Annotated in this window: 15 protein-coding genes; 4 read left to right on the forward strand and 11 right to left on the reverse strand. The window is 73.9% G+C overall.

The window, feature by feature from the left end; all coding sequences use genetic code 11:
- Window positions 1-17: 17 nt before the first annotated feature.
- Genes ACIQR3_RS26495 through ACIQR3_RS26505 form a run of 3 tightly spaced genes read right to left on the reverse strand, consistent with a single transcriptional unit; the run spans window position 18 to window position 3,051 of the window.
- Window positions 18-1,301, reverse strand: a complete 1,284-nt coding sequence (locus ACIQR3_RS26495) for an ABC transporter substrate-binding protein (RefSeq protein WP_403543100.1) — start codon at window positions 1,299-1,301, stop codon at window positions 18-20.
- Window positions 1,301-2,134: a carbohydrate ABC transporter permease gene (locus ACIQR3_RS26500; protein WP_403543101.1), complete on the reverse strand. Its 834-nt coding sequence runs from the start codon at window positions 2,132-2,134 to the stop codon at window positions 1,301-1,303. Before ACIQR3_RS26500 ends, ACIQR3_RS26495 begins: the two co-directional genes overlap by 1 nt.
- A complete protein-coding gene (locus ACIQR3_RS26505; protein WP_403543259.1) occupies window positions 2,131-3,051 on the reverse strand; it encodes a carbohydrate ABC transporter permease in 921 nt (306 codons plus the stop codon). Before ACIQR3_RS26505 ends, ACIQR3_RS26500 begins: the two co-directional genes overlap by 4 nt.
- Before the next feature lie 163 nt (window positions 3,052-3,214).
- On the opposite strand from ACIQR3_RS26505, the gene ACIQR3_RS26510 reads away from it, so the two are divergent.
- The gene (locus ACIQR3_RS26510) at window positions 3,215-4,078 is read left to right on the forward strand and encodes a phosphotransferase enzyme family protein (protein WP_403543103.1); all 864 of its coding nucleotides are present in this window, start codon (window positions 3,215-3,217) and stop codon (window positions 4,076-4,078) included.
- 55 nt (window positions 4,079-4,133) lie between these two features.
- Here the strand turns inward: ACIQR3_RS26510 and ACIQR3_RS26515 are convergent, their stop codons facing one another.
- Both ACIQR3_RS26515 and ACIQR3_RS26520 read right to left on the reverse strand, forming a co-directional pair.
- Complete coding sequence (locus tag ACIQR3_RS26515) at window positions 4,134-4,856, reverse strand: 3'-5' exonuclease (protein WP_403543105.1); 723 nt, start codon at window positions 4,854-4,856, stop codon at window positions 4,134-4,136.
- Window positions 4,857-4,957: 101 nt separating this feature from the next.
- Window positions 4,958-6,217 (reverse strand): SAV2148 family HEPN domain-containing protein, encoded by a 1,260-nt coding sequence (locus ACIQR3_RS26520; protein WP_403543107.1) that lies wholly within the window; start codon window positions 6,215-6,217, stop codon window positions 4,958-4,960.
- 305 nt (window positions 6,218-6,522) lie between these two features.
- Here ACIQR3_RS26520 and glgX point away from each other — a divergent pair, with 305 nt between their 5' ends.
- Both glgX and treY read left to right on the forward strand, forming a co-directional pair.
- Window positions 6,523-8,631, forward strand: a complete 2,109-nt coding sequence (glgX, locus tag ACIQR3_RS26525; protein ID WP_403543109.1) for a glycogen debranching protein GlgX — start codon at window positions 6,523-6,525, stop codon at window positions 8,629-8,631.
- Window positions 8,632-8,697: 66 nt separating this feature from the next.
- Window positions 8,698-11,106, forward strand: a complete 2,409-nt coding sequence (gene treY, locus ACIQR3_RS26530) for a malto-oligosyltrehalose synthase (RefSeq protein WP_403543111.1) — start codon at window positions 8,698-8,700, stop codon at window positions 11,104-11,106.
- Between the two features lie 238 nt (window positions 11,107-11,344).
- On the opposite strand, the gene ACIQR3_RS26535 is transcribed toward treY, so the two are convergent.
- Both ACIQR3_RS26535 and ACIQR3_RS26540 read right to left on the reverse strand, forming a co-directional pair.
- Complete coding sequence (locus tag ACIQR3_RS26535) at window positions 11,345-12,721, reverse strand: M14 family zinc carboxypeptidase (RefSeq protein WP_403543260.1); 1,377 nt, start codon at window positions 12,719-12,721, stop codon at window positions 11,345-11,347.
- Between the two features lie 249 nt (window positions 12,722-12,970).
- On the reverse strand, window positions 12,971-13,522 hold the full coding sequence (locus ACIQR3_RS26540; RefSeq protein WP_403543113.1) for an FHA domain-containing protein: 552 nt from the start codon (window positions 13,520-13,522) through the stop codon (window positions 12,971-12,973).
- Window positions 13,523-13,733: 211 nt separating this feature from the next.
- On the opposite strand from ACIQR3_RS26540, the gene treZ reads away from it, so the two are divergent.
- Window positions 13,734-15,479: a malto-oligosyltrehalose trehalohydrolase gene (gene treZ / locus ACIQR3_RS26545; protein WP_403543115.1), complete on the forward strand. Its 1,746-nt coding sequence runs from the start codon at window positions 13,734-13,736 to the stop codon at window positions 15,477-15,479.
- A 211-nt stretch (window positions 15,480-15,690) separates the two neighbouring features.
- On the opposite strand, the gene ACIQR3_RS26550 is transcribed toward treZ, so the two are convergent.
- From ACIQR3_RS26550 to phsA, 4 genes are all read right to left on the reverse strand, one after another.
- A complete protein-coding gene (locus ACIQR3_RS26550) occupies window positions 15,691-16,662 on the reverse strand; it encodes an aminoglycoside phosphotransferase family protein (protein ID WP_403543117.1) in 972 nt (323 codons plus the stop codon).
- 56 nt (window positions 16,663-16,718) lie between these two features.
- Window positions 16,719-17,846, reverse strand: coding sequence for an aminopeptidase P family protein (locus ACIQR3_RS26555; protein ID WP_403543119.1), 1,128 nt, complete (start codon window positions 17,844-17,846; stop codon window positions 16,719-16,721).
- Window positions 17,847-18,012: 166 nt separating this feature from the next.
- Window positions 18,013-18,624, reverse strand: coding sequence for a PDZ domain-containing protein (locus tag ACIQR3_RS26560; RefSeq protein WP_403543120.1), 612 nt, complete (start codon window positions 18,622-18,624; stop codon window positions 18,013-18,015).
- Between the two features lie 110 nt (window positions 18,625-18,734).
- On the reverse strand, window positions 18,735-20,609 hold the full coding sequence (gene phsA, locus ACIQR3_RS26565) for an O-aminophenol oxidase PhsA (RefSeq protein ID WP_403543261.1): 1,875 nt from the start codon (window positions 20,607-20,609) through the stop codon (window positions 18,735-18,737).
- Between the last annotated feature and the right edge of the window lie 39 nt (window positions 20,610-20,648).

A 20,648-nucleotide genomic window follows, 5' to 3' on the forward strand; every position in this document is an offset into this window, starting at 1 on the left:
CCCGGCACCGAAAGGACTCACCGCTGATACCGGGCAAGCACCAGGTTCCCGTCCTCCTCCAGCCGCTCCCGCAACTCCCCCGCCCCGATGGCCCCGCTGTAGTACTCCTGGAACGCGGGCGTGGCCACCTTGTCCTTCCACTCGGCATACCCCCGCACCGACTGCGCGGGCGCCGACCGCAGATGTCCCGCCAGCGCCGTCCCGACGGCCCACCCGTCCTCCTCCGTACGCAGCGCGGGGTCCCGCAGCGCCGTCTGCCCCGTCGGCAGCATCCAGTCGCCGAGGGCGAGCCGCACCATGTTCCGGGGCTGGAGCAGGAAGTCGAGGAAGGCCACCGCCTCCTCCTTGTGCGCGCTGTCCCGCGCGACGGACAGCGTCTGCGGACTGACCCCCTGGGTGAGCCCGTCCGCCCCGGCCGGTGCGGGCAGCACGCGCCACTCGAAGCCCTCGGGCGCCTGCTGCTCGATCTGCTGGCGGTAGGAGAAGCCGAGCGGCACCATCGCGTACGTGCCGCCGAAGAACCCGGGCAGCGTGTCGGAACCGCCGCTGCCCAGGGTCGTCGGTGAGGCGCTGCGGTCGGTGTTGACCTGGTCGTGGATGGTGCGCGGCACCACCTCGTCGCCCGCCTCGACGCGGACGGTCACCTTGCCGTCCGCCCCGCGGTGGAAGAGCTGCCCGCCCGCCGAGAGGGAGAGGTTGAGCGAGGCCGACACGGGCTCCTTCAGCGGCCACGCCACCCCGTACCGCCCGGATCCGCTCAGCCGCTTGGTCACCTCCCGGAACTCCGCCCAGCTCCACGGCCGTTCGACCGTCGGTGTCCGGACGTCCGCCTCCGCCAGCCGCCTCGCGTTCGCGATCAGCACCCGTGGCTCCTGGAGGAACGGCACCCCGTAGATCCCGTCGCCGAAGGTGACCGTCTCCCAGCTGCTCGCCGGGATGTCCGCGCGCAGCCGCTCGGGCAGCAGGTCGCCGAGGTCGGCCAGGTAGCCGCCGTAGGCGAAGTCCGCGAGGTCGTCGGAGGCGTCGTGGATGATGTCCGGTGCCTCGCCGCCCTCGAAGGAGGTGAGGAGCTGGTCGTGGACGCTGTCCCAGCTGCCCTGGACGTACTCGACGTGGATGTCCGGATGGGCGGCGTTCCACTCCGCCACCAGTTCTTTGTTGGCGGCCACGGACTCCCGCTGCCAGGCCAGCGACTGGAAGCGGAGGGTGATCCGGCCGTCGTCCGCGCCGTCCCCGCCTCCGGCGCAGCCCGCGAGGAGCAGGAACAGTACGGCGGTCAGGGCCGCGATCCTCGTACGCATCAGCTCTTCACCGCCCCGGCGAGCATGCCGCCCGTGATCCGTCGCTGGATGAGGGCGAAGACCACCAGCGAGGGCAGCGTCGCCAGGAAGGCCGCCGCGGCGAGCGGGCCGAGGTCGGCCACGCCCTCGGCGCCGAGGAAGTGGGTGAGGACGACCGGCAGGGTCTGTTTCTCCGGGGTCTTCAGCAGCACCAGCGCGAAGAAGAACTCGTTCCAGGCGGTGATGAACGCGAACAGCGCCGTCGCCACGATCCCGGGCGCGAGCAGCGGCGCGGTCACCGACACCAGGGTGCGCAGCCGCCCGGCCCCGTCGACCGCCGCCGCCTCCTCCAGCTCGGCCGGCACGGCGCGCACGTACCCGGCCAGCATCCACAGCGCGAACGGCAGCGACCACACCACGTACACGAGCACCAGTCCCGGCACCGAGTCGATCAGCCGCAGGTTCTTCAGCACCAGGAACAGCGGAATGATCAGCAGCACGAACGGGAACGCCTGGCTGACCACCACCCACCCCGTGACCGCCTTGGTGAGCCGGGAGCGGTGCCGGGTCATGACGTAGGCCATCGGCGTCGCGATCACCACGGCGATCAGCGCGGCGGCGAGCGCGGCCAGCAGGGAGTTGAGTCCGGCGCGCAGCAGCGGCTGTTCGTCGAAGGCCTGACGGAAGTTGGCGAGGGTGGGGTCGCGGGGGATCCAGGTGGGGTGCGGGCTCGCCAGTTCGCGCGGTGGTTTGAACGCGGTGGAGATCAGCCAGAGGAACGGGAAGGCCAGGAAGACCAGGTAGGCGAGGAGTGCGGTGTACTGGCCCGCGCGGGCCCGGTTCGAGGTCTTCACGCGTCCTCGCCTCCCTTCAGCCGGCCCACGAGGAAGACGGCCAGCAGGACCGAGATCACGGCGACCATCACGCACCCCATCGCCGCCGCGTAGCCGAACTGCCCGTAGCGGAACGCCTCTTCGTAGGCGAAGAGCATCGGCAGCCGGGTGCGCCCGCCGGGGCCTCCGCCGGTCAGCACGTAGACCAGGGCGAAGGAGTTGAAGTTCCAGATGAGGTTGAGCGCGGTGATGGCGAGGGCGACCGGTCTGAGGGCCGGCCAGGTCACCGTGCGGAACCGGCGCCAGGCGCCCGCGCCGTCGACCGCGGCGGCCTCGTGCAGTTCGCGCGGGGTGTTCTGGAGCCCGGCGAGCAAGGTGACCGTGGTCTGCGGCATGCCCGCCCAGACGCCGACGACGATGACGGCGGGCAGCGCGGTGCCCAGGCCGCTGAGCCAGTCCCGGCCGTCGCCGAGGCCGAGGTCGCGCAGGGTCTCGTTGAGGACGCCGGCGTCCGTGTTGTACACGAGGCGCCACATGATGCCGACGACGACCTCGGGCATGGCCCAGGGGATGATCGCCAGGGCGCGGGCCGGCCAGCGGAGCCTCAGGTCCTGGGAGAGCAGCAGGGCGAGGCCGAGGGCGAGCAGGAACTGCGGCACGGTCACGCCGATCGCCCACAGCAGGCCGATGCGGAACGACTCCCAGAACAGCGTGTCGTGCAGCAGGTCCCGGAAGTTGAGGGCGCCGATCCACTGGGTCGGCTGGGTGCGGCCCGACTGGGCGTCGGTGAAGGCCAGCAGGACGCCGTAGAGCAGCGGGCCGACGCTGAGCACCAGGATGGGGATCAGGGCGGGCAGCACCAGGAACCAGGCGCCGGGGCCGGGTGCGCGGCGCGCTGGTCCGGTCACCGCCCCGGCCGTCCCGGCCGTCTCGGCCACGGCCGTTCTCGTCACGTTTTCCACCCCGATCTGCCGTTTTGTTCACCCTGAGGGGGCCTGGTCATGGTCGTGAAGGCGACGCGTCCCGTCAAGGGACCTCGCACACCGCCCCGACCTGTGCGAATGCGACACTGGGGCGGGATTCGGAGCACGGAGGCGGACGATGGACGAGGCACGGGCGCGGGAGGTACTGGACGCGGCGGGAGTGCTGCCCGGCGCGGCGGCCGGCGCGCGGCTGCTCACGCTGGGCGAGAACGCCGTGTTCGCCGCCGGCCCTCTGGTGGTCAAGGTGGGCCGCGACGCCGGGCTGCTCGACCGGGCGCGCCGGGAGCTGGCCGTCGCGCTGTGGCTGGCCGAGGCCGGGGTGCCGGCGGTCCGGGCCGCCGTGCCCGAGGCGCTGTCGGTCGAGGGCCATCCGGTGACCGTGTGGCACCGGCTGCCCGAACCGGTGCGGCCCGCCGAACCCCGGGACCTGGCTCCGCTGCTGCGGGTCGTGCACGCACTGCCTTCCCCTTCCTTCGGACTGCCGCCCCGCGAGCTGCTGGGCGGTGTGGAACGCTGGCTGCGGCTGGCGGGCGACACGATCGACCCCGCCGACGCGGAGTTCCTGCGCGCGCGCCGCGACGGCTTCGCGGCGGCCGCCGCCGCGCTCGTCCCGGCGCTGGAGCCCGGCCCGATCCACGGTGACGCGCTGCCCCGCAATGTGCACGTCGGCCCGGACGGTCCCGTCCTGGTCGATCTGGAGACCTTCTCCAGCGACCTGCGCGAGCACGACCTGGTGGTGCTCGCCCTCAGCCGCGACCGCTACGGCCTGCCCGCCGAGGCGTACGACGCGTTCACCGGCGCCTACGGCTGGGACGTGCGCGACTGGGACGGCTGCGCGGTGCTGCGCGGGGCCCGGGAGACGGCCAGTTGCGCCTGGGTGGCGCAGCAGGCGCCGAGCAATCCGAAGGCGCTGGCCGAGTTCGAACGCCGGGTGGCGTCGCTGCGGGACGGGGACCCGACGGTGCGGTGGTATCCCTTCTGAGGCCCTTTGCGCGCTGCCCCGCGCCCGCCAGCGTCCGGACGACGGCGCGCGGCGCTCAGACCCGCTCGTCCACCGGCTCCCGTACCGGCCACGTGCCGTCTATGACGGCCGTGGCGTCGCCCTTGCGGCGCAGGAAGCTCTGGAAGTCCGCCGCCCATTCGGCGTACCACTCGATCTGCCGGTGGTGCAGCTCGGCCGGCGTCAGGGCCGCGACCTTGGGGTGGCGGCCGGCTATCGCGCGGGCGAGGCGGGCCGCGGCGAGGGCGTCGGCCGAGGCGTCGTGGGCGGTGTCGAGCGGCACCCCGTACTCGGCGCAGACCGCCTCCAGGTTGCGCTTGCCGCGGCGGTAGCGGTCGACGGAGCGGTCGATGGTGTACGGGTCGATGACGGGGGCGGGGTCCGGGCCGCCGAGGCGGTCGCGCAGGGACGGCAGGGCGTGGCGCCGCAGTTCGGCGGTGAGCAGGGTGAGGTCGAAGGCCGCGTTGTAGGCGACGACCGGGACGCCCGTCTTCCAGTAGGCGACGAGGACGTCCGCGATGGCGTCCGCGACCTGGTCGGCGGGCCGGCCCTCGGCGGCGGCGCGCTCGGTGCTGATGCCGTGCACGGCCACCGCGCCCGCCGGGATCTCGATGCCGGGATCGGCCAGCCATTCCCGGTGCCCCAGCGGCTCTCCGGCTCTGACCTCGATCACGGCGCCCGTGACGATGCGGGCCTCGCGCGGATCGGTGCCGGTCGTCTCCAGGTCGAAACCGACCAGCAACTCCTGGTGCCAGCCCATGGGTGGCCCCCCTTCTCGGTGCGTTCCCCCAGTGGCCTCCACCTTCGCACGGGCCACTGACAATCCGGCGGCCAGCGCCCGGGACGGCGGCCGCGGAGGGGTCAGGAAACCGGCCGCGAATCCGCCCACATCAGCTCGAACTCCTCGCGATAGGTGGGGAAAAGCCCGCCTTCTTCCGCGAGGTCCGACTTGACGACTTTGCCGCCGTTCCGCCCGTTCCGCAGGACCAGGACCGGAGCTTCCATCCCCCGGGTGCGGCGCAGGTAGGACTGCACGACGGCGACGCCGTCGGCGCCGTCGCCGTCGACGAGGTAGGCGGTGAAGCGGGGCGTCTCGTCGAAGACCTGGATCTCGAAGGCCCCCGGGTCGCGCAGCCGGGAGCGGACCCGGCGCATGTGCAGGATGTTGGTCTCCACGGCCCGGCCCAGCTCGCCGCGCTTGACGCCCAGTTCGCGCTCGCGCCGCTTGAGGGCGCTGGAGGCCGGGTTGAGGAACAGCAGCCGCACCCGGCCGCCCGCCTCGGCCAGGCGGACCAGCCGGCGGCCGGAGAAGTTCTGCACGAGCAGGTTGAGGCCGATGCCGATGGCGTCGAGGCGGCGGGCGCCGCCGAAGAAGTCCTCCGCCGGGAACTGGCGCAGCAGCCGGACCCGGTCCGGGTGCACGGCGACCACGTCGGCGTACCGGTCGCCGACCAGGTCCTCGACCGCGTCCACCGGCATGCGGCGGGCGGAGGGCACGTCGCCGCCCGCGCCGAGCATCTCCAGGAGCCGGGCCGCGGCCCGCTCGGCCTGGTTCAGGACCGCCTCGGACAGCGCCCGGTTGCGGGAGACGACGTTGCGGGTGACCTCCAGCTCGTCCAGGGCCAGCTCCACGTCCCGGCGGTCGTCCAGGTACGGCTCGAAGCAGGGCCAGTGCTGGACCATCAGTTCGCGCAGCTGGGGCAGGGTCAGGAAGCTGAGCACGTTGTCGTCGGCCGGGTCGAGCAGATAGCCCTTGCGGCGGCTGACCTCGCGGACGGCGACCGCGCGCTGCACCCACTCCTGGCCGGCCGGTCCGGCGGCCGCGACCACCCATTCGTCGCCGCCGTGGACCGGTTCGTAGACCGGCCGCAGTACGGCGGCCACGACGGACCTCAGCCGCTGTTCGACGAGGTTCAGCCAGATGTAGGCGCGGCCGGCCCGCTGGGCGCGGGTGCGCACCTCGTGCCAGGCGTCGGCGTCCCACTCCAGCTCCGGACCGATCGCGCCCGCGTTCATCGGCCGCGCCAGGGACACCGCACCGGCCGGGACGTCCGTGGAGCTCCCCTCGTGACCCTCGTGACCCTCGTCACCAGGGGGCAGCTCCAGCCCTCCCGAGCCCACCCGCGCACCGCCTTCCGCTCCCCCGACCTGCCCGTCTCAACGATCAAGGAAGGGTACTCCGCGAGCGGTGCGCGGTGCAGCCTGATGCACAGGCTCGTTCACCAACTGGACGCCCGTCCCCGCTCGTTCCGCGCGTCCGGCGGTGCCCGAGTGAGCGGATTCATAGCCGTGACAGGCGGCCGGACCAGGGAACCCCTGTGGTCCAGGGAAAGTCGGCCACGGATCCTGAGTGCTTTCCTCACTTTCGGGGAGACTCGGAGCCAAGGCGCCCCCACCGGCGCCGTACACCTGAAAGAGTCGTGTCCATGCAGGTCTGGCCTGGAGAGGCGTATCCACTCGGTGCCACGTACGACGGCGCGGGCACCAACTTCGCGGTCTTCTCGGAGGCCGCCGACCGAGTAGAGCTGTGTCTGCTGCACGACGACGGTTCGGAGACGGCGGTCGAACTGCGGGAGAGCGACGCGTTCGTGCGGCACGCGTACCTGCCGGGCGTGATGCCCGGGCAGCGGTACGGCTACCGCGTGCACGGCCCGTACGCCCCGGAGCGCGGGCTGCGCTGCAACTCCGCGAAACTGCTCCTCGACCCGTACGCGCGCGCGATCAGCGGCGCGGTCCGGTGGGGCGAGGAGGTGTACGGCTACCACTTCGACGAACCGGACCGGCGCAACGACCTGGACTCGGCGCCGCACACGATGACGTCGGTCGTGGTCAATCCGTACTTCGACTGGGGCGACGACCGGCGTCCGCGCACGGAGTACCACCACACGGTGATCTACGAGGCCCATGTCAAGGGCCTGACGATGCGCCACCCGGGGCTGCCCGAGGAGCTGCGCGGCACCTACGCGGCCCTGGCGCACCCGGCGATCATCGAACACCTCACCGAACTGGGCGTCACCGCGCTGGAGCTGATGCCGGTGCACCAGTTCGTCAACGACCACCGCCTGGTCGACATGGGGCTGAACAACTACTGGGGCTACAACACGATCGGCTTCTTCGCCCCGCACAACGCCTACGCCTCCTGGGGCGACCGGGGCCAGCAGGTGCTGGAGTTCAAGTCGGCGGTCAAGGCGCTGCACGAGGCCGGGATCGAGGTGATCCTGGACGTCGTCTACAACCACACCGCCGAGGGCAACCACCTGGGTCCGACGCTCTCCTTCAAGGGCATCGACAACCCGTCGTACTACCGGCTGACCGACGACCCCCGCTACTACATGGACACCACGGGCACCGGGAACTCCCTGCTCATGCGGTCTCCGCACGTACTCCAGATGATCATGGACTCGCTGCGGTACTGGGTCACCGAGATGCACGTCGACGGGTTCCGCTTCGACCTGGCGGCCACCCTGGCGCGGCAGTTCCACGAGGTGGACCGGCTGTCGTCCTTCTTCGACCTGGTGCAGCAGGACCCGGTGGTCTCCCAGGTGAAGCTGATCGCCGAGCCGTGGGACGTGGGCGAGGGCGGCTACCAGGTGGGCAACTTCCCGCCGCTGTGGACCGAGTGGAACGGCAAGTACCGGGACACCGTGCGGGACCTGTGGCGCGGCGAGCCGCGCACCCTGGCGGAGTTCGCGTCCCGGCTGACCGGTTCCTCCGATCTCTACCAGGACGACGGCCGCCGCCCCCTCGCCTCGATCAACTTCGTGACCTGCCACGACGGTTTCACCCTGCACGACCTGGTCGCCTACAACGAGAAGCACAACCACGCCAACGGCGAGGACAACCGGGACGGCGAGAGCCACAACCGGTCCTGGAACTGCGGCGCCGAGGGCGAGACCGACGACCCGGCGGTGCGGGAGCTGCGGCAGCGGCAGATGCGGAACTTCATCGCCACGCTGCTGCTCTCCCAGGGCGTGCCCATGATCAGCCACGGCGACGAGTTCGCCCGCACGCAGCGGGGCAACAACAACGCCTACTGCCAGGACAACGAGCTGGCCTGGGTGGACTGGCCCGACGAGGACCCCGACCTGCTGCGCTTCACGCGCGCGATGGTGTGGCTGCGCAAGGACCACCCGGTCTTCCGGCGCCGCCGCTTCTTCCACGGCCGCCCGGTGGAGGGCACCCACGACGACCTGTCGGACATCGCCTGGTTCACCCCCGAGGGCCGGGAGATGACCCAGCGGGACTGGAACTCGGCGCAGGCCTCGGCGCTGACGGTGTTCCTGAACGGCAACGCGATCTCGGAGCCGGGGGCGCGCGGGGAGCGCATCGGGGACGACTCGTTCCTGCTGATGTTCAACGCCTCGCCGAAGCGGCTGGACTTCGTCGTTCCGGTGGACCACGGCCGGCAGTGGGAGGTGGTGGTCGACACCGCCCTGCCGGACGGGGTGTCCGCGGGCGAGGCCCGCAAGGTGCAGGCCGGAGACCGGCTGTCCCTGGTGGACCGGAGCCTGGCGGTGCTGAGGAGGCCCGTGTGAGGGACGCGTACGCCTGTGTGGGGGGCCGGTGACACGAAAGGCGGCGGGGCGGGTACGTAGCTCTGCATGACACCTGAGCGACCCGACCGGGCCCCCACGGCCACGTACCGGCTCCAGCTCCAGCCCTCGTTCCCGTTCGGCGCCGCGGCGGCGGCCGTGCCGTACCTGGCCTCGCTCGGCGTATCCCATCTGCACCTGTCCCCGGTCCTGGAGGCCGTACCGGGGTCGGCGCACGGGTACGACGTCGTCGACCACGCGCGCGTGCGCGAGGAACTCGGCGGCGAGCAGGGGCTGCGGGAGCTCGCGCGCACCGCGCGGGAGCACGGTCTGGGCCTGGTGGTGGACATCGTGCCGAACCACATGGCGATGTCCCCGCGGCACAACCGCGCCCTGTGGGAGGTGCTGCGGGAGGGGCCGGAATCGCCGTACGCGCGGTGGTTCGACATCGACTGGGAGGCGCAGGGGGGACAGGTGCTGGTCCCGGTGCTGGGCGCTCCCGTCGGCGAGGTCCTGGACCAGCTGCGGGTCGACGGCGACGTGCTGCGCTACCACGACCACGCCTTCCCGCTGCGGGAGGGCACCGCCCGCCTGCCGCTGCCGCAACTGCTGGACGCCCAGTGGTACCGCCCGGTGTGGTGGCGGCTGGCCCGGACCGAGCTGAACTACCGGCGCTTCTTCAGCATCTCCGAGCTGATCGGCGTACGCGTGGAGGACCCGGAGGTCTTCGAGGCCACGCACGCCACGGTGCTGCGGCTGCTGCACGAGGGCGTGGTGGACGGGCTGCGCGTCGACCACCCCGACGGGCTCGCCGACCCCGACGCCTACCTGGAGCGGCTGCACGAGGCGACCGGCGGACGGTGGACGGTCGTGGAGAAGATCCTGGCCGACGGGGAACCCCTGCCGGACGCCTGGCCGGTGGCGGGGACGACCGGGTACGACGCCCTGCGGCACGTGGACGGGCTGTTCACGGACCCGGCGGGGCATGGGGAACTCGTCGCCGCGTACCGGAGGTTCGCGGCCCCGCAGACCGACCGGGGCGGCGAGTGGGCGGCGACCGTGCGGCGGGCGGCGTACAAGGTGCTCACGCACGAACTGGCCACCGAGATGAACCGGCTCACGCGCGTGGCGCACCGGGTGTGCGAGGCGTCGCCCGACCCCGCGCTGCGCGACCGCGCGCCCTGGGCGCTGCGGCTGGCCCTCCAGGAGCTGCTGGTCCGCATGGAGGTCTACCGCCCCTACACCTCGACCGACCCGGCGCGGGTCGTCACCGAGGAGGCGGCGGCCGAGGCCCGGTCGGCGTTCGCGGTGCCCGAGGAGGCCGGCGCGGTCGACGTCGTACGGGACCTGCTGCTCGGCCGGGCGGGTGACGGACCGGACGCGGTGGAGCTGCGGACGCGGTTCGCGCAGACCGCCTCGGCGCTGCGGGCCAAGTCGGTGGAGGACACCGCCTTCTACCGCTATGTGCCGCTGCTGTCGGCGAACGAGGTCGGCGGCGACCCCGGGCAGCCGGCGGTGCCGCCCGGGGTGTTCCACGCGTACTGCGCGCGCGTGCAGCGCGACTGGCCGCTGACCGGCACGGTGGTCTCCACCCACGACACCAAGCGCAGCGCCGACGTACGGGCGGCGCTGGCCGTGCTGACCGAGTGTCCCGGGCGGTGGGCGGAGGTGCTGGACCAGGCCGCGAACGGCGTCGAGGAGGTGCCGGACGGGCAGCTCGCGTGGGCGGCCTGGCAGACGGTGTTCGGGCTGGGCGGGCCGGCGGACGGGGAGCGGGTCCGGGAGGCGCTGCTGAAGCACGTGCGCGAGGCGGGCATGTACACCAGCTGGACCGAGCGGGAGCCGCCGTACGAGGAGGCGGTGGCGCGGTTCGTCACGGCCGGGCCGTGCGGGGCGCCCGGCGAACGGGTCGCCGCCTTCCGCGACGCGCTGGAACCGCACGTCCTGGCCAACGTCCTCGGCACCGCCCTGGTGCACCTGACCATGCCGGGCGTGCCGGACCTCTACCAGGGCACCGAGCGCGAGTACCGGGCCCTGGTGGACCCGGACAACCGCCGGCCGGTCGCCTTTCCGGGCGGGGGCTCCGGGGGCTCCGGGGACTCCGGGGACTTCGGTGCGAAGGAGGCGGTGACCCGGGCCGCGCTGGCGCTGCGGGTCCGGCGGCCCGGTGCCTTCGGCGGCACGGCGACGTACGAGCCGCTCACCGCCGAGGGGCCGGCGGCGGCCCACTGCACCGCGTACGTCCGCTCCGGCGAGGTGCTGACCGCGGTGACCCGGCTGTCCCTGCGGCTGGCCGAGGCGGGCGGCTGGCGGGACACGAGCCTGCCGCTGCCGCCCGGCCGGTGGGCGGACGTGCTGACCGCCGGGCGGGAGTTCAGCGGGCACGCGCGCGTGGCGGAACTCTTCGAGCGGCTGCCGGTGGCGCTGCTGGAGCGGGTGGGTGCGGCCGGCGACCGGTTTGGGAGCGGGGAGCGGTAACCGGGCGCGGGGGGCGGCTCACACCCGCGCGTCCGCCGACGTGCAGAGGGTGCCGTCCGGAGGCCGACGTGCAGGCGTGCAGGCGTGCAGGCGCCGGAAGGTCTCCGCGTACGGCGCCAGTCGTCCCCGCAACGTACCGCGCCGCGCCGCCCTGCCCTGTGCCCCGCGCCGCCCCGCAACGCGCCGCGTCCGTTCCGCGCGGGCCGGGACGTCGCTGCGGTGCCTGCCGTGGTCCGCGTCATTCCCGGTGCAGCGGAACGGCGGCCTGCGACCCCCTGCCCGGGTCGCCCGGACCGTCCGGACGGGAGGCGGCGGACATGTGCCGTCCCGCCAGGTCGAACGCGGCGAGCACCACCCGCGACTGGAACTCCGCCTGCCGCGCGACCGGCACCCAGCGCGCCGCGCAGCAGTCCCGGTAGTCGTCGCTCCACCGGTCGACGAGCCGTTCCAGCTCCGGCAGCACATCGGCCGGGTCGCGCCCGGACACCGTCACCGCCTGGTGCAGCAGCCCGGCCGTGCGCAGGGCGAGCCGCCGGCCGGCGATGCGCAGGGCGGCCAGGTGCGCGGTGCTCAGCGGCGGCAGCTCACGTCCCGAACCGTCGTCGGCCTGGGGGTCCCAGGCGTCGGCGAGCCGGGGGCAGACCAGCAGGTAGTCGTCGACCGGCGCCAGCAGGCGGGCGGTGTCCGCGGTCGCGGGCAGGTGCGGGCGGAGCCGGGCGACCAGGCGGTGCAGGAGCCGGGTGTCGCGGCGCAGGGTGCCGCTGACGGCGCGCAGCACCGCGTCCCGGTCGGCGGGCGGCGAGCCGTCGGCCACGGCGTCCACCGCCCACATCGGTGCCTCGACGACGGCCGTGACGGTGCCGTACCGCCGCGGGTGGGTCCAGGTCGAGTCGACGGCGGCCTCGGTGATCGCCGCGGTCAGACTGCCCCGGCGCGGCGGCGGTATCCGGTAGACGGCCGGGCCCAGCACCGGCCAGTACAGGGCGTCGTAGGAGCCCAGTTCGCGGGGTATGCCGAGGCGGACCGCGGCGTGGGCCAGGCGGCGGGCGAGGCCGGGCAGGTCGTGGGTCAGCTCGGCGAAGCCGCCGCCGACGTCGGCGCCGTGCAGGGAGCACTGGAGGAAGGGCCGCAGTTCGTCCTGGAGGGCGAGCAGGGCGCGGGTCTCGGGGAGCGCGGCGCGGTCCGCGCCGTCGGGCAGCCACTCGGGCTGTTCCATGAAGGACGGCCGGAAGAAGTGCCGGACGTAACGGCCCAGGGTGTACGGCCCGGACAGCCAGCCCTCGTTGCGGCGCAGGCCGTCGGGGTCGAGGCAGAGCAGCAGGTTCCAGGTGGCGTCGGCGCCCTCGGTGAGCCGGGCGTCGCCGAGTATCCGGGCGGCCAGGCGCAGGACGGTGGCGCCGCCGACGGGCTCGTTGGCGTGCGGTCCGGCGACGACGAGGGCCTGGCGGTCACCGTGCCCGAGGGAGAGCAGCCACAGCGGCTGCCCCGCGCGGGAGGTGCCGACGCGGCGCAGCCGGGCCCGGCCGGGGTGCCGGGCGGCGAGCGCCGCGGCCCCGGCACGCAGCTCGTCGACGGTCGGGTAGCGCGGGAGGGGCGGCAGGGCACACACCTCCACGATGGGGTGCCGCCGGTTCACGGACGTGTGCGGCGTACGCACAGTCAGTCACGAGTCGCGGGGTACGTCAACACCGCCTCGGGCGCGGTGGAACGGCGCCGTGCGCCCCCGCCGCACGGCGTGCGTACGGCGTGGCATACGACGTGACGTACGGCGTGACGTACGGCATGGCATACGACGTGACGTACGGCGTGGCATGCGACATATGGCACACGGCGCGCGGGTCGCGCGGGCCGGGGCGCGCTCGGCTCAGTGCGCGGAGAGCCGGAACGCCATCCGGCCGAACTCGACCTGGTCGCCCTCGCGGACCACGGCGGCGCCGACGACCCGCCGCCCGTTCACGTTCGTGCCGTTGGTCGAACCCAGGTCGCGCAGCACCCACATGCCGCCCTGGCGGCTCAGCTCGGCGTGCACCCGGGAGACCGTCTCGTGGTTCAGGCGCAGCCCGCTGCCCGGGTCGCGTCCTATGCGCAGCGGATGACCGGTGACCGGGTGGGGCAGCAACAGCTTGGGCAGCCGCTCGGCCCGCCAGGCCCGCCGCAGCCGTACGCCGAAACCGGAGACCGCCTCCACCGAGCCGAACACCAGGCGCGCCACCCGGCCCTCCGTGTGCAGGTCGGCGGTGAGCGCGGCCAGTTCCTCGGAGCGGCGGGCGGCGAGCGCGAGCTCCATGCGGTGGACGAACGTGTCGTGCGACAGCCGCCCCATCGCGACCCCGTCGCGGAGCAACCGCAGCGCCTTGTCGCGCTCCGCGTCGGACAACCGCGCGGGGTGCGTGGGGAACTCGAAGGACGACGTCACGAAGCTGATTGTCGGTCAGCGCGCGCGGGGTGTCCAGGAAATGGCGGTGCGCCGTCCGCGCGCGACCGGTCCCGACGGACGACGACGGACCGCGGGGGGCGACAGCGGACGGCGGTTGCGGTGGAAACGGCCTGTTCGACGGCGGATCGGCCGTCTTTGCAGGACCATGGGACGGGCTACGTCACTGTGAGCAGACGAAGGGGAACCGTCCGTGCAGTTCGAGGTGTGGGCACCTGAGGCCGACCGTGTGACGCTCCACTGCGACGGGGTCGCGCGAGGGATGGAGCGCGATCCGGAGCGCGCGGGGTGGTGGCGGGGGGAGGCGCGGGCACGGGACGGCTCGCGGTACGGCTTCGCGCTGGACGACGGCCCCGTGCTCCCCGATCCGCGCTCCCGGCGCCAGCCGGACGGCCCGGACGGGCTGAGCGCGGTCGTCGACCACGCGCGGTACGCGTGGCGCGCCGACTGGTCCGGGCGCGCGCTGCCCGGTGCCGTCCTGTACGAGCTGCACGTGGGCACGTACACCCGCGAGGGCACGCTCGACGCCGCCGCCGAGCGGCTGGACCACTTGGTGCGGCTCGGGGTCACCCACGTGGAGCTGATGCCGCTGTGCCCCTTCCCGGGGCGGCGCGGCTGGGGGTACGACGGGGTCGCGCCGTGGGCGGTGCACGAGCCGTACGGCGGCCCCGAGGCGCTGAAACGGTTTGTCGACCGGGCCCACGGGCTGGGTCTCGGCGTCGTCCTGGACGTGGTCCACAACCACCTGGGCCCCTCCGGCAACCACCTCCCCGCCTTCGGCCCGTACTTCACCGACCGTCACCACACTCCTTGGGGCGTCGCCGTGAACCTGGACGCGCCCGGCTCGGACGAGGTCCGGGACTATTTCGTCCGGAGCGCGCTGGCGTGGCTGCGCGACTACCGGATCGACGGGCTGCGCCTGGACGCGGTGCACGCGCTGGTCGACACGCGCGCGTGCCACTTCCTGGAGGAGTTGTCGACGGCTGTGGACGCGCTGGCCGGGGAGACCGGCCGGCCGCTGTTCCTGATCGCCGAGACCGACCTCAACGACCCGCGGATCGTCACCCCGCGCGCGGCGGGCGGCCTGGGCGTCCACGCCCAGTGGAACGACGACTTCCACCACGCCCTGCACGCCGCGCTGACCGGCGAGTCGCAGGGGTACTACGCCGACTTCGCGCGCGACCCCCTCGCCGCCGTCGCCAAGACACTGACCGGCGGCTACTTCCACGACGGCACGTACTCCAGCTTCCGCGGCCGGCACCATGGGCGCCGGCTGGACCGCTCCCGGATCGCCGCGCACCGGCTGCTGTCCTACGCCCAGACCCACGACCAGGTCGGCAACCGCGCCCAGGGCGACCGCCTCGCCGCCCTGGTCTCCCCCGGCCTGCTGGCCTGCGCGGCGACGCTGACGCTGACCGGGCCGTTCACCCCGATGCTGTTCATGGGCGAGGAGTGGGCGGCGGGGACGCCCTGGCAGTACTTCACCGACCACACCGATCCCGAGCTGGCGGAGGCGGTACGGCGGGGCAGGCGGCGGGAGTTCGCCGCGCACGGCTGGAAGGAGGAGGACGTTCCGGATCCGCAGGACCCGGCCACCCGCGACCGCTCCTGCCTCGACTGGTCGGAGCCGGAACGCGAGCCGCACGCGCGCGTACTGGACTGGTACCGCCGGCTCATCGCCCTGCGCCGGGAACGTCCCGACCTCACCGACCCCGCCCTCACCGGCACGAAGGTCGCCTACGACGGCGGGGCGCGCTGGCTCGCGTTCCGGCGCGGGGACATCCGGGTCGCCGTCAACCTCGGCGCCGAGGAGGCGGCGATCCCGCTGGGCGGCCGTCCGGCGCGGGTGCTGGCCGCCTGGGAGCCGGTCGAGGCGCCGGGGGCGGAGGGGGTGCTCCGGGTGCCCGGGGAGTCGGCGGTGGTGCTGGTGCAGGAGTAGGGGCGACCGGCTCCGGGGAGGGGAACGGCGCGCGTCGGTCGCGCGAGGTAGCGCGTCGGTCGCGCGAGGCAGCGCGTCGGTCGCGCGAGGCAGTGCGTAGTAGCGCGTGGTAGCGCGTAGTAACGCCACGTAGCGCGGGCGATCGGTGTCCGGGGCTCGGGGGCTGGTGGCGTCCGTGTCCAGGGCGGCAGGACGTCAGGGCGTCAGGGCGTCAGGGCCCGGTGGCGTCCGTGTCCGGGCCGTCGGTGGTGGTGTCCTCGCGGAGTTCAGTGACGCGCTCCAGGAGGATCGGCTCCCAGGCGCGGTGCAGGCGGTCGGTGAGGAGCAGCGGTGGCTCGGCGGCGGGGCCGGTGAGGGCCTCGGCGCAGTGCAGGACGCCGTCGCAGCGGGCCAGCCACAGGCCGCGCAGACAGGGACGGGCGCCGTAGCCGGCCAGGGTGGCCGCGCGGACGGCGGCGGGCGAACCCACGGCGAGCGCGAGCGAGGCGATGTCCTCGGCGGGGTCGCCGACGGCCACGCCGGTCCAGCCCAGCACCCCGCGCACCCGGCCGTCGGCGCCGACGACGAGGTGGTCGGCGGTGAGCCGGCGGTGGACCAGGACCGCGGCGCCGGACTGGGCGGCGAGCTGCGCGGTGGCCGCCGGGGTGAGCTGGGCCAGGCGGGCGGCATCGAACTCGCCGGCCTCGGCCAGGCGGGCGGCGGCACGCTCGGCGGCCCGGCGCAGCGCCTCCAGCGAGCGCGGGGAGGTCCGCGGCACACCGACGCTCTCCGCCCGGCGGACGGGCACCTCGCGCAGCCCGCCGAGCAGCCCCGCCAGGTCGGTCTCGCCGACCGCGGACACCTCGTGCTCGTCGGCCGTGCCGCCGGGCACCCTGGTGTCCAGCGTGCAGGGCAGTCCCGGCGCCCACTCCCCCCGCGCCACGCTCACCGGTACGGCGACGGGGACGTGCGGCCGGACCAGGTCCCGCAGCCGCAGCTCACGGTGCCGACGGACGGCGGCCTCGCGGTCGGGCGCGAGCCGCAGCACATGGCGGGTGCCGACCCACCAGGCCGTTCCCGTGCCGGTGCCCGGGTCGACCGGCCGGACGTCGGGCCCGTCCGCCGGCCCGGCCCGGCCCTCACCGAGCAGGGAACGGGCCAGTGGGCGGACGGTCTCCGCGGTGGGACTGGGTGCCTGGGTCATGGTCGCGCCGTTGTCTTCCGGAGACGTGCGGGGACAGTGGGGCCGGTGGGGGCCGGTCAGTCCACGATGACCAGCCCCCGCTCGGTGTCGTTCAGGCGCCGGCCGCCCTCCTCCGTCACCGTCACGATGTCCTCGATGCGTACCCCGAAACGGCCGGGGAGATAGATGCCCGGTTCGACGGAGAAGCACATCCCGGGCACGAGGTGCTGCCGTTCGCCTTCGATCATGTACGGCGGTTCGTGCGTGGTGACGCCGATGCCGTGCCCGGTGCGGTGGATGAAGTACGCGCCGTAACCGGCCTTCTCGATCACCGCGCGGGCGGCCCGGTCGACCTCCTGGCAGGCGACCCCGGGCCGCACCGCGCGGAACCCCGCCTCCTGGGCCTCGCGCACGATGTCGTGGATCCGGCGTTCCTCGTCCGTGGGCGGGCCGACGTGGACCGTGCGGGAGGTGTCGGAGCCGTAGCCGCCCAGCAGGCCGCCGAAGTCGAGGACGACCATGTCGCCGTCCTCGATGATCCGCTCGCCAGCCTCGTGGTGCGGGTCGGCTCCGTTGGGCCCGGAGGCGACGATGGTGAAGTCCACCACCGTGTGCCCGTGCTCGCGGAGCAGCCTGTCGAGGTCCGCGGCCACGTCCGCCTCCCGGCGGCCTCGGAAGGGGACGCCGCGGATCTCCTCGAACGTGGCGTCGGCCGCCGCGCCGGCGGCGGCGAGCAGGTCCAGTTCCGCCGTGTCCTTGACGGCGCGCAGCATCGGCAGCGCCTCGGTGAGGGCGGCGTAGGAGGTGCCGGGCAGGGTGCGCTGGAGCCCCAGGAGGTGCATGGCCCAGGCGTTGTCGCTGACGCCGAACCGTCCCGAACCGTCCAGGAGGGCGGCGGTGACGGCGTAGGGGTCCGTTCCGTCGGTCCAGTCGCGCAGGGTCAGGGCGGGCGCGCCGGGTGCCTTGCGCGCGTCGGCGGCCTCCAGCGTCGGGACGACGAGGACGGGGTCCTGCCCGGGGGCGAGCACCAGCAGGGTGAGCCGCTCGGTGATCGCGGTGGGCGTGTAGCCGGTGAGCCAGACGAGGTCCGGTCCGGGCGCCACCAGCAGCCCCGCCAGACCGGCGTCGGCCGCCGCCCGCGCGGCGCGCTCCAGGCGCGCCCGGTAGTCGCCTGTGGTGAACGGAACGGGCGTACTGCCGGTCATCCGACCTCCCTGTGCGGGCGAAGGGGCCACGGCAGCATCCTGCCCGGAGCGGAAGGGCGGCGCGAGCCGGTTACGGGGGCCGCGGCCCGCCCCTCCCGCACGCCGCCCTCGCGGACCGGCGAACGGTTCTCAGCCGCCGTCCCCTGCCGGGCAACCGGCCCGGTGGTCAGGTCACGACGCCCGGCACCACGGTCAGCTGCTCGTAGCCGCCGCTCACCCGACGGACCGTCACCTTCACCCGCACGCCGGGCCGGGCGCGGGCGACGGCTCGGGCCAGGTCGGCGGCGGAGTCGACCCGGGTCGTGCCGAAGACCAGCAGGAGGTCGCCGCGGACCAGGCCGGCCGCGTGTCCCGGGCCGGGTGTCTGGACGTCGACGACCAGGGCACCGGGCCCGTCGTCGTCCACCGCGGCCACGCCGAGCGTCGCACCGGCGGTCGGCGGGGCGGCGGACGGCGAGGTGGCGGACGCCGGGGTGGACGGCGCGGCGGACCGGGGGTGGGCCGAGGGCGGGCCGCCCCGGAGGGTCACCGCGTCCGGGCTCCCGCCCCGCTGCCGCAGTTCGGCGAACTCGCTCATGCCCGCCACCGTGGTGCCCATCGCCCCGATCCCCGCCCCGGCCAGCACCAGCACCGCCCCGGCCAGCGCACCGCACACCACGGTGACCAGCCGGCGCCGACGCCGGCGCGGCGGCTGCGGGGGCCGGGCGGGAGCCTGCTCGGCAGCGGCTCCGGGGTCCCGGCCCGGCATCGGCTTGGGACGCAACACTGTCTGTTCCATCGATCGCCTCCGACAGGAGCTCTACCCGGGCCCCCGTCGGGCGACGAGCCACGAACGAGTGAGACTGACCGGCGGTCAGAAGCGGTAGGCCCCGTGGTCCGGGGCGGGGCTCAGCCCGTGGCCCCCTCTCCATGACCGCCGTGGGCGCCGCCGTGGTCGAACTTCAGCGCCTCGGGCGGCATCACGACGAAGGGCCGCATCATGCCCATGTCCTCGTGCTCCAGCAGATGGCAGTGGTACATGAACCGGCCGTAGGCCCCGTCGAACCGGCCCATGATCCGCAGCATCTGGTCGCCGGGCACCCGGTAGGTGTCCTTGTGGCCCAGTTCGTTGGGCGCGGGCACGATCGTCGTGCCCGCGTCGTACCGGATCGGGGTGCGGGTGCCGCCGATGGCCGGGTCGAAGCCGGAGACGTCGTAGGCGTCCCGGCCCAGGAGCTGGAAGTCGGCCAGGTGGATGTGCATGGGGTGGACGATCGGCGCCAGGTTGAGGAAGCTCCACTGTTCGTGGCTGCCCTCGGCGATGGTGTAGCCGAGGGCGTCGTTGAACGTCCGGGCCGTGCGCCGGTAGGTGCGGGGCGTGGTGTCGTCCGGGCCGATGATCTGGATGACGCCCTCGGTGGGGACCTGGATGCCGCCCGGGTCCTTCACCTCCGTCATCTCCCACATCTCCGGGTGTCCGCCGGAGCCCTTGGTGCCGGGCGGGGTGAGCACGACCAGCCGGTGGCCGTGGCCGATGGCGTGGGTGAGCCGCCGGAAGGAACCGGAGAGCACCTCGGGAACCTCGAAGGTGTCGGGCTCGGCGCCCTTGCCGACGCGGAACTCCATGACCGCCGGGTACCGCACGTCACCCTCCGGGTCGGGTACGCCCGCCGGCTGGTTCGGCCCCTTGTTGACCAGGCGGAGCCTGCGGCCGGCCAGTCCGCGGAAGTCGACGAGCAGGTCGAACCGCTCGGCCGGGGCCGCGACCAGCGTCGGCAGTTCCTCGCCGAAGACCGGGACGGGGCGCGGCAGCAAGCCGCCGTCGCTGCCGATCTGATGGACGATGCCCGGCACCGGACGGTCGTCCTCGTCGATCAGGACGAGGTCGTAGATGCGGGCGTTGGACGCGTTGACCAGCCGGAACCGGTACCAGCCGTCGTCCACCTCGGCGTACGGCCAGATGCGGCCGTTGACCGTGGTGTACGGGCCGGTGAAGGGGATGGTGACCGGCTTGCCCGTCTCCGGGTTGCTCTGCTGGACGATCACCGTCTTGTGCAGCAGCCGTCCGTTGAGGCGGCCGTCCTCGTCGGTGTCCAGGTTCCGGTCGGCCAGCAGCAGCGGGATCTCCCGCTCGCCGCGGGGAAGGCGGAGGGCGTCCTCCTCGTCGTCACGGACGAGGTAGGTGCCGTACAGGCCCGTCATCACGTTCCACCGCGTGATGTTCATGGCGTGGTCGTGGTACCACCACTGCACCGCCTGGTGGTCGTTCGGGTATTCGGAGAGCTGGGCGTCGCCGAAGCCCACGGCGTTGTCCGCCCAGCCGTCGTTGCCGCCGCCGGTCTGGGCGCCGTGCAGATGGGTCACCGACCAGGCCGGGAGGGCCGCGACGTCCTTGTCGGGCTCCACGCCCTCGCGGCCGGGCTCGGTGGTGGCGGGCGGCATGCCCGGGGCGCGTACCGGCACCTCGACGGAGGTGACCGGGTACTCGCTCTCCTTCGGGACGCGGTTGGTCCACGCGATGCGGACGCGCTGTCCGCGCCGCACCTCGATGGTCGGGCCCGGCACCTGTCCGTCGTACCCCCACATCAGGGTCGGCGGCAGTTGCGGGTGCAGGCGCACCCAGGTCGGGCGCAGGGCGATCTCCGTCTCGCGCAGGACGTCACCGGACGCCGGGCGCAGGACGGGCGGGACGGTCAACGGCGCCGCGTACGGCGTCAGTTCGGTCGCCCTCTCGGTGTTCTCGGTGATCGCGTCGGTCGTGGTGACCGTGGTGACCGTGGTGATTTCGGACAAGGTCGAACACCCCCGTGTTCTGCTCTCTGT

It is taken from the genome of Streptomyces sp. NPDC090994, from assembly GCF_044768905.1.
Classification (GTDB): Bacteria; Actinomycetota; Actinomycetes; order Streptomycetales; family Streptomycetaceae; genus Streptomyces.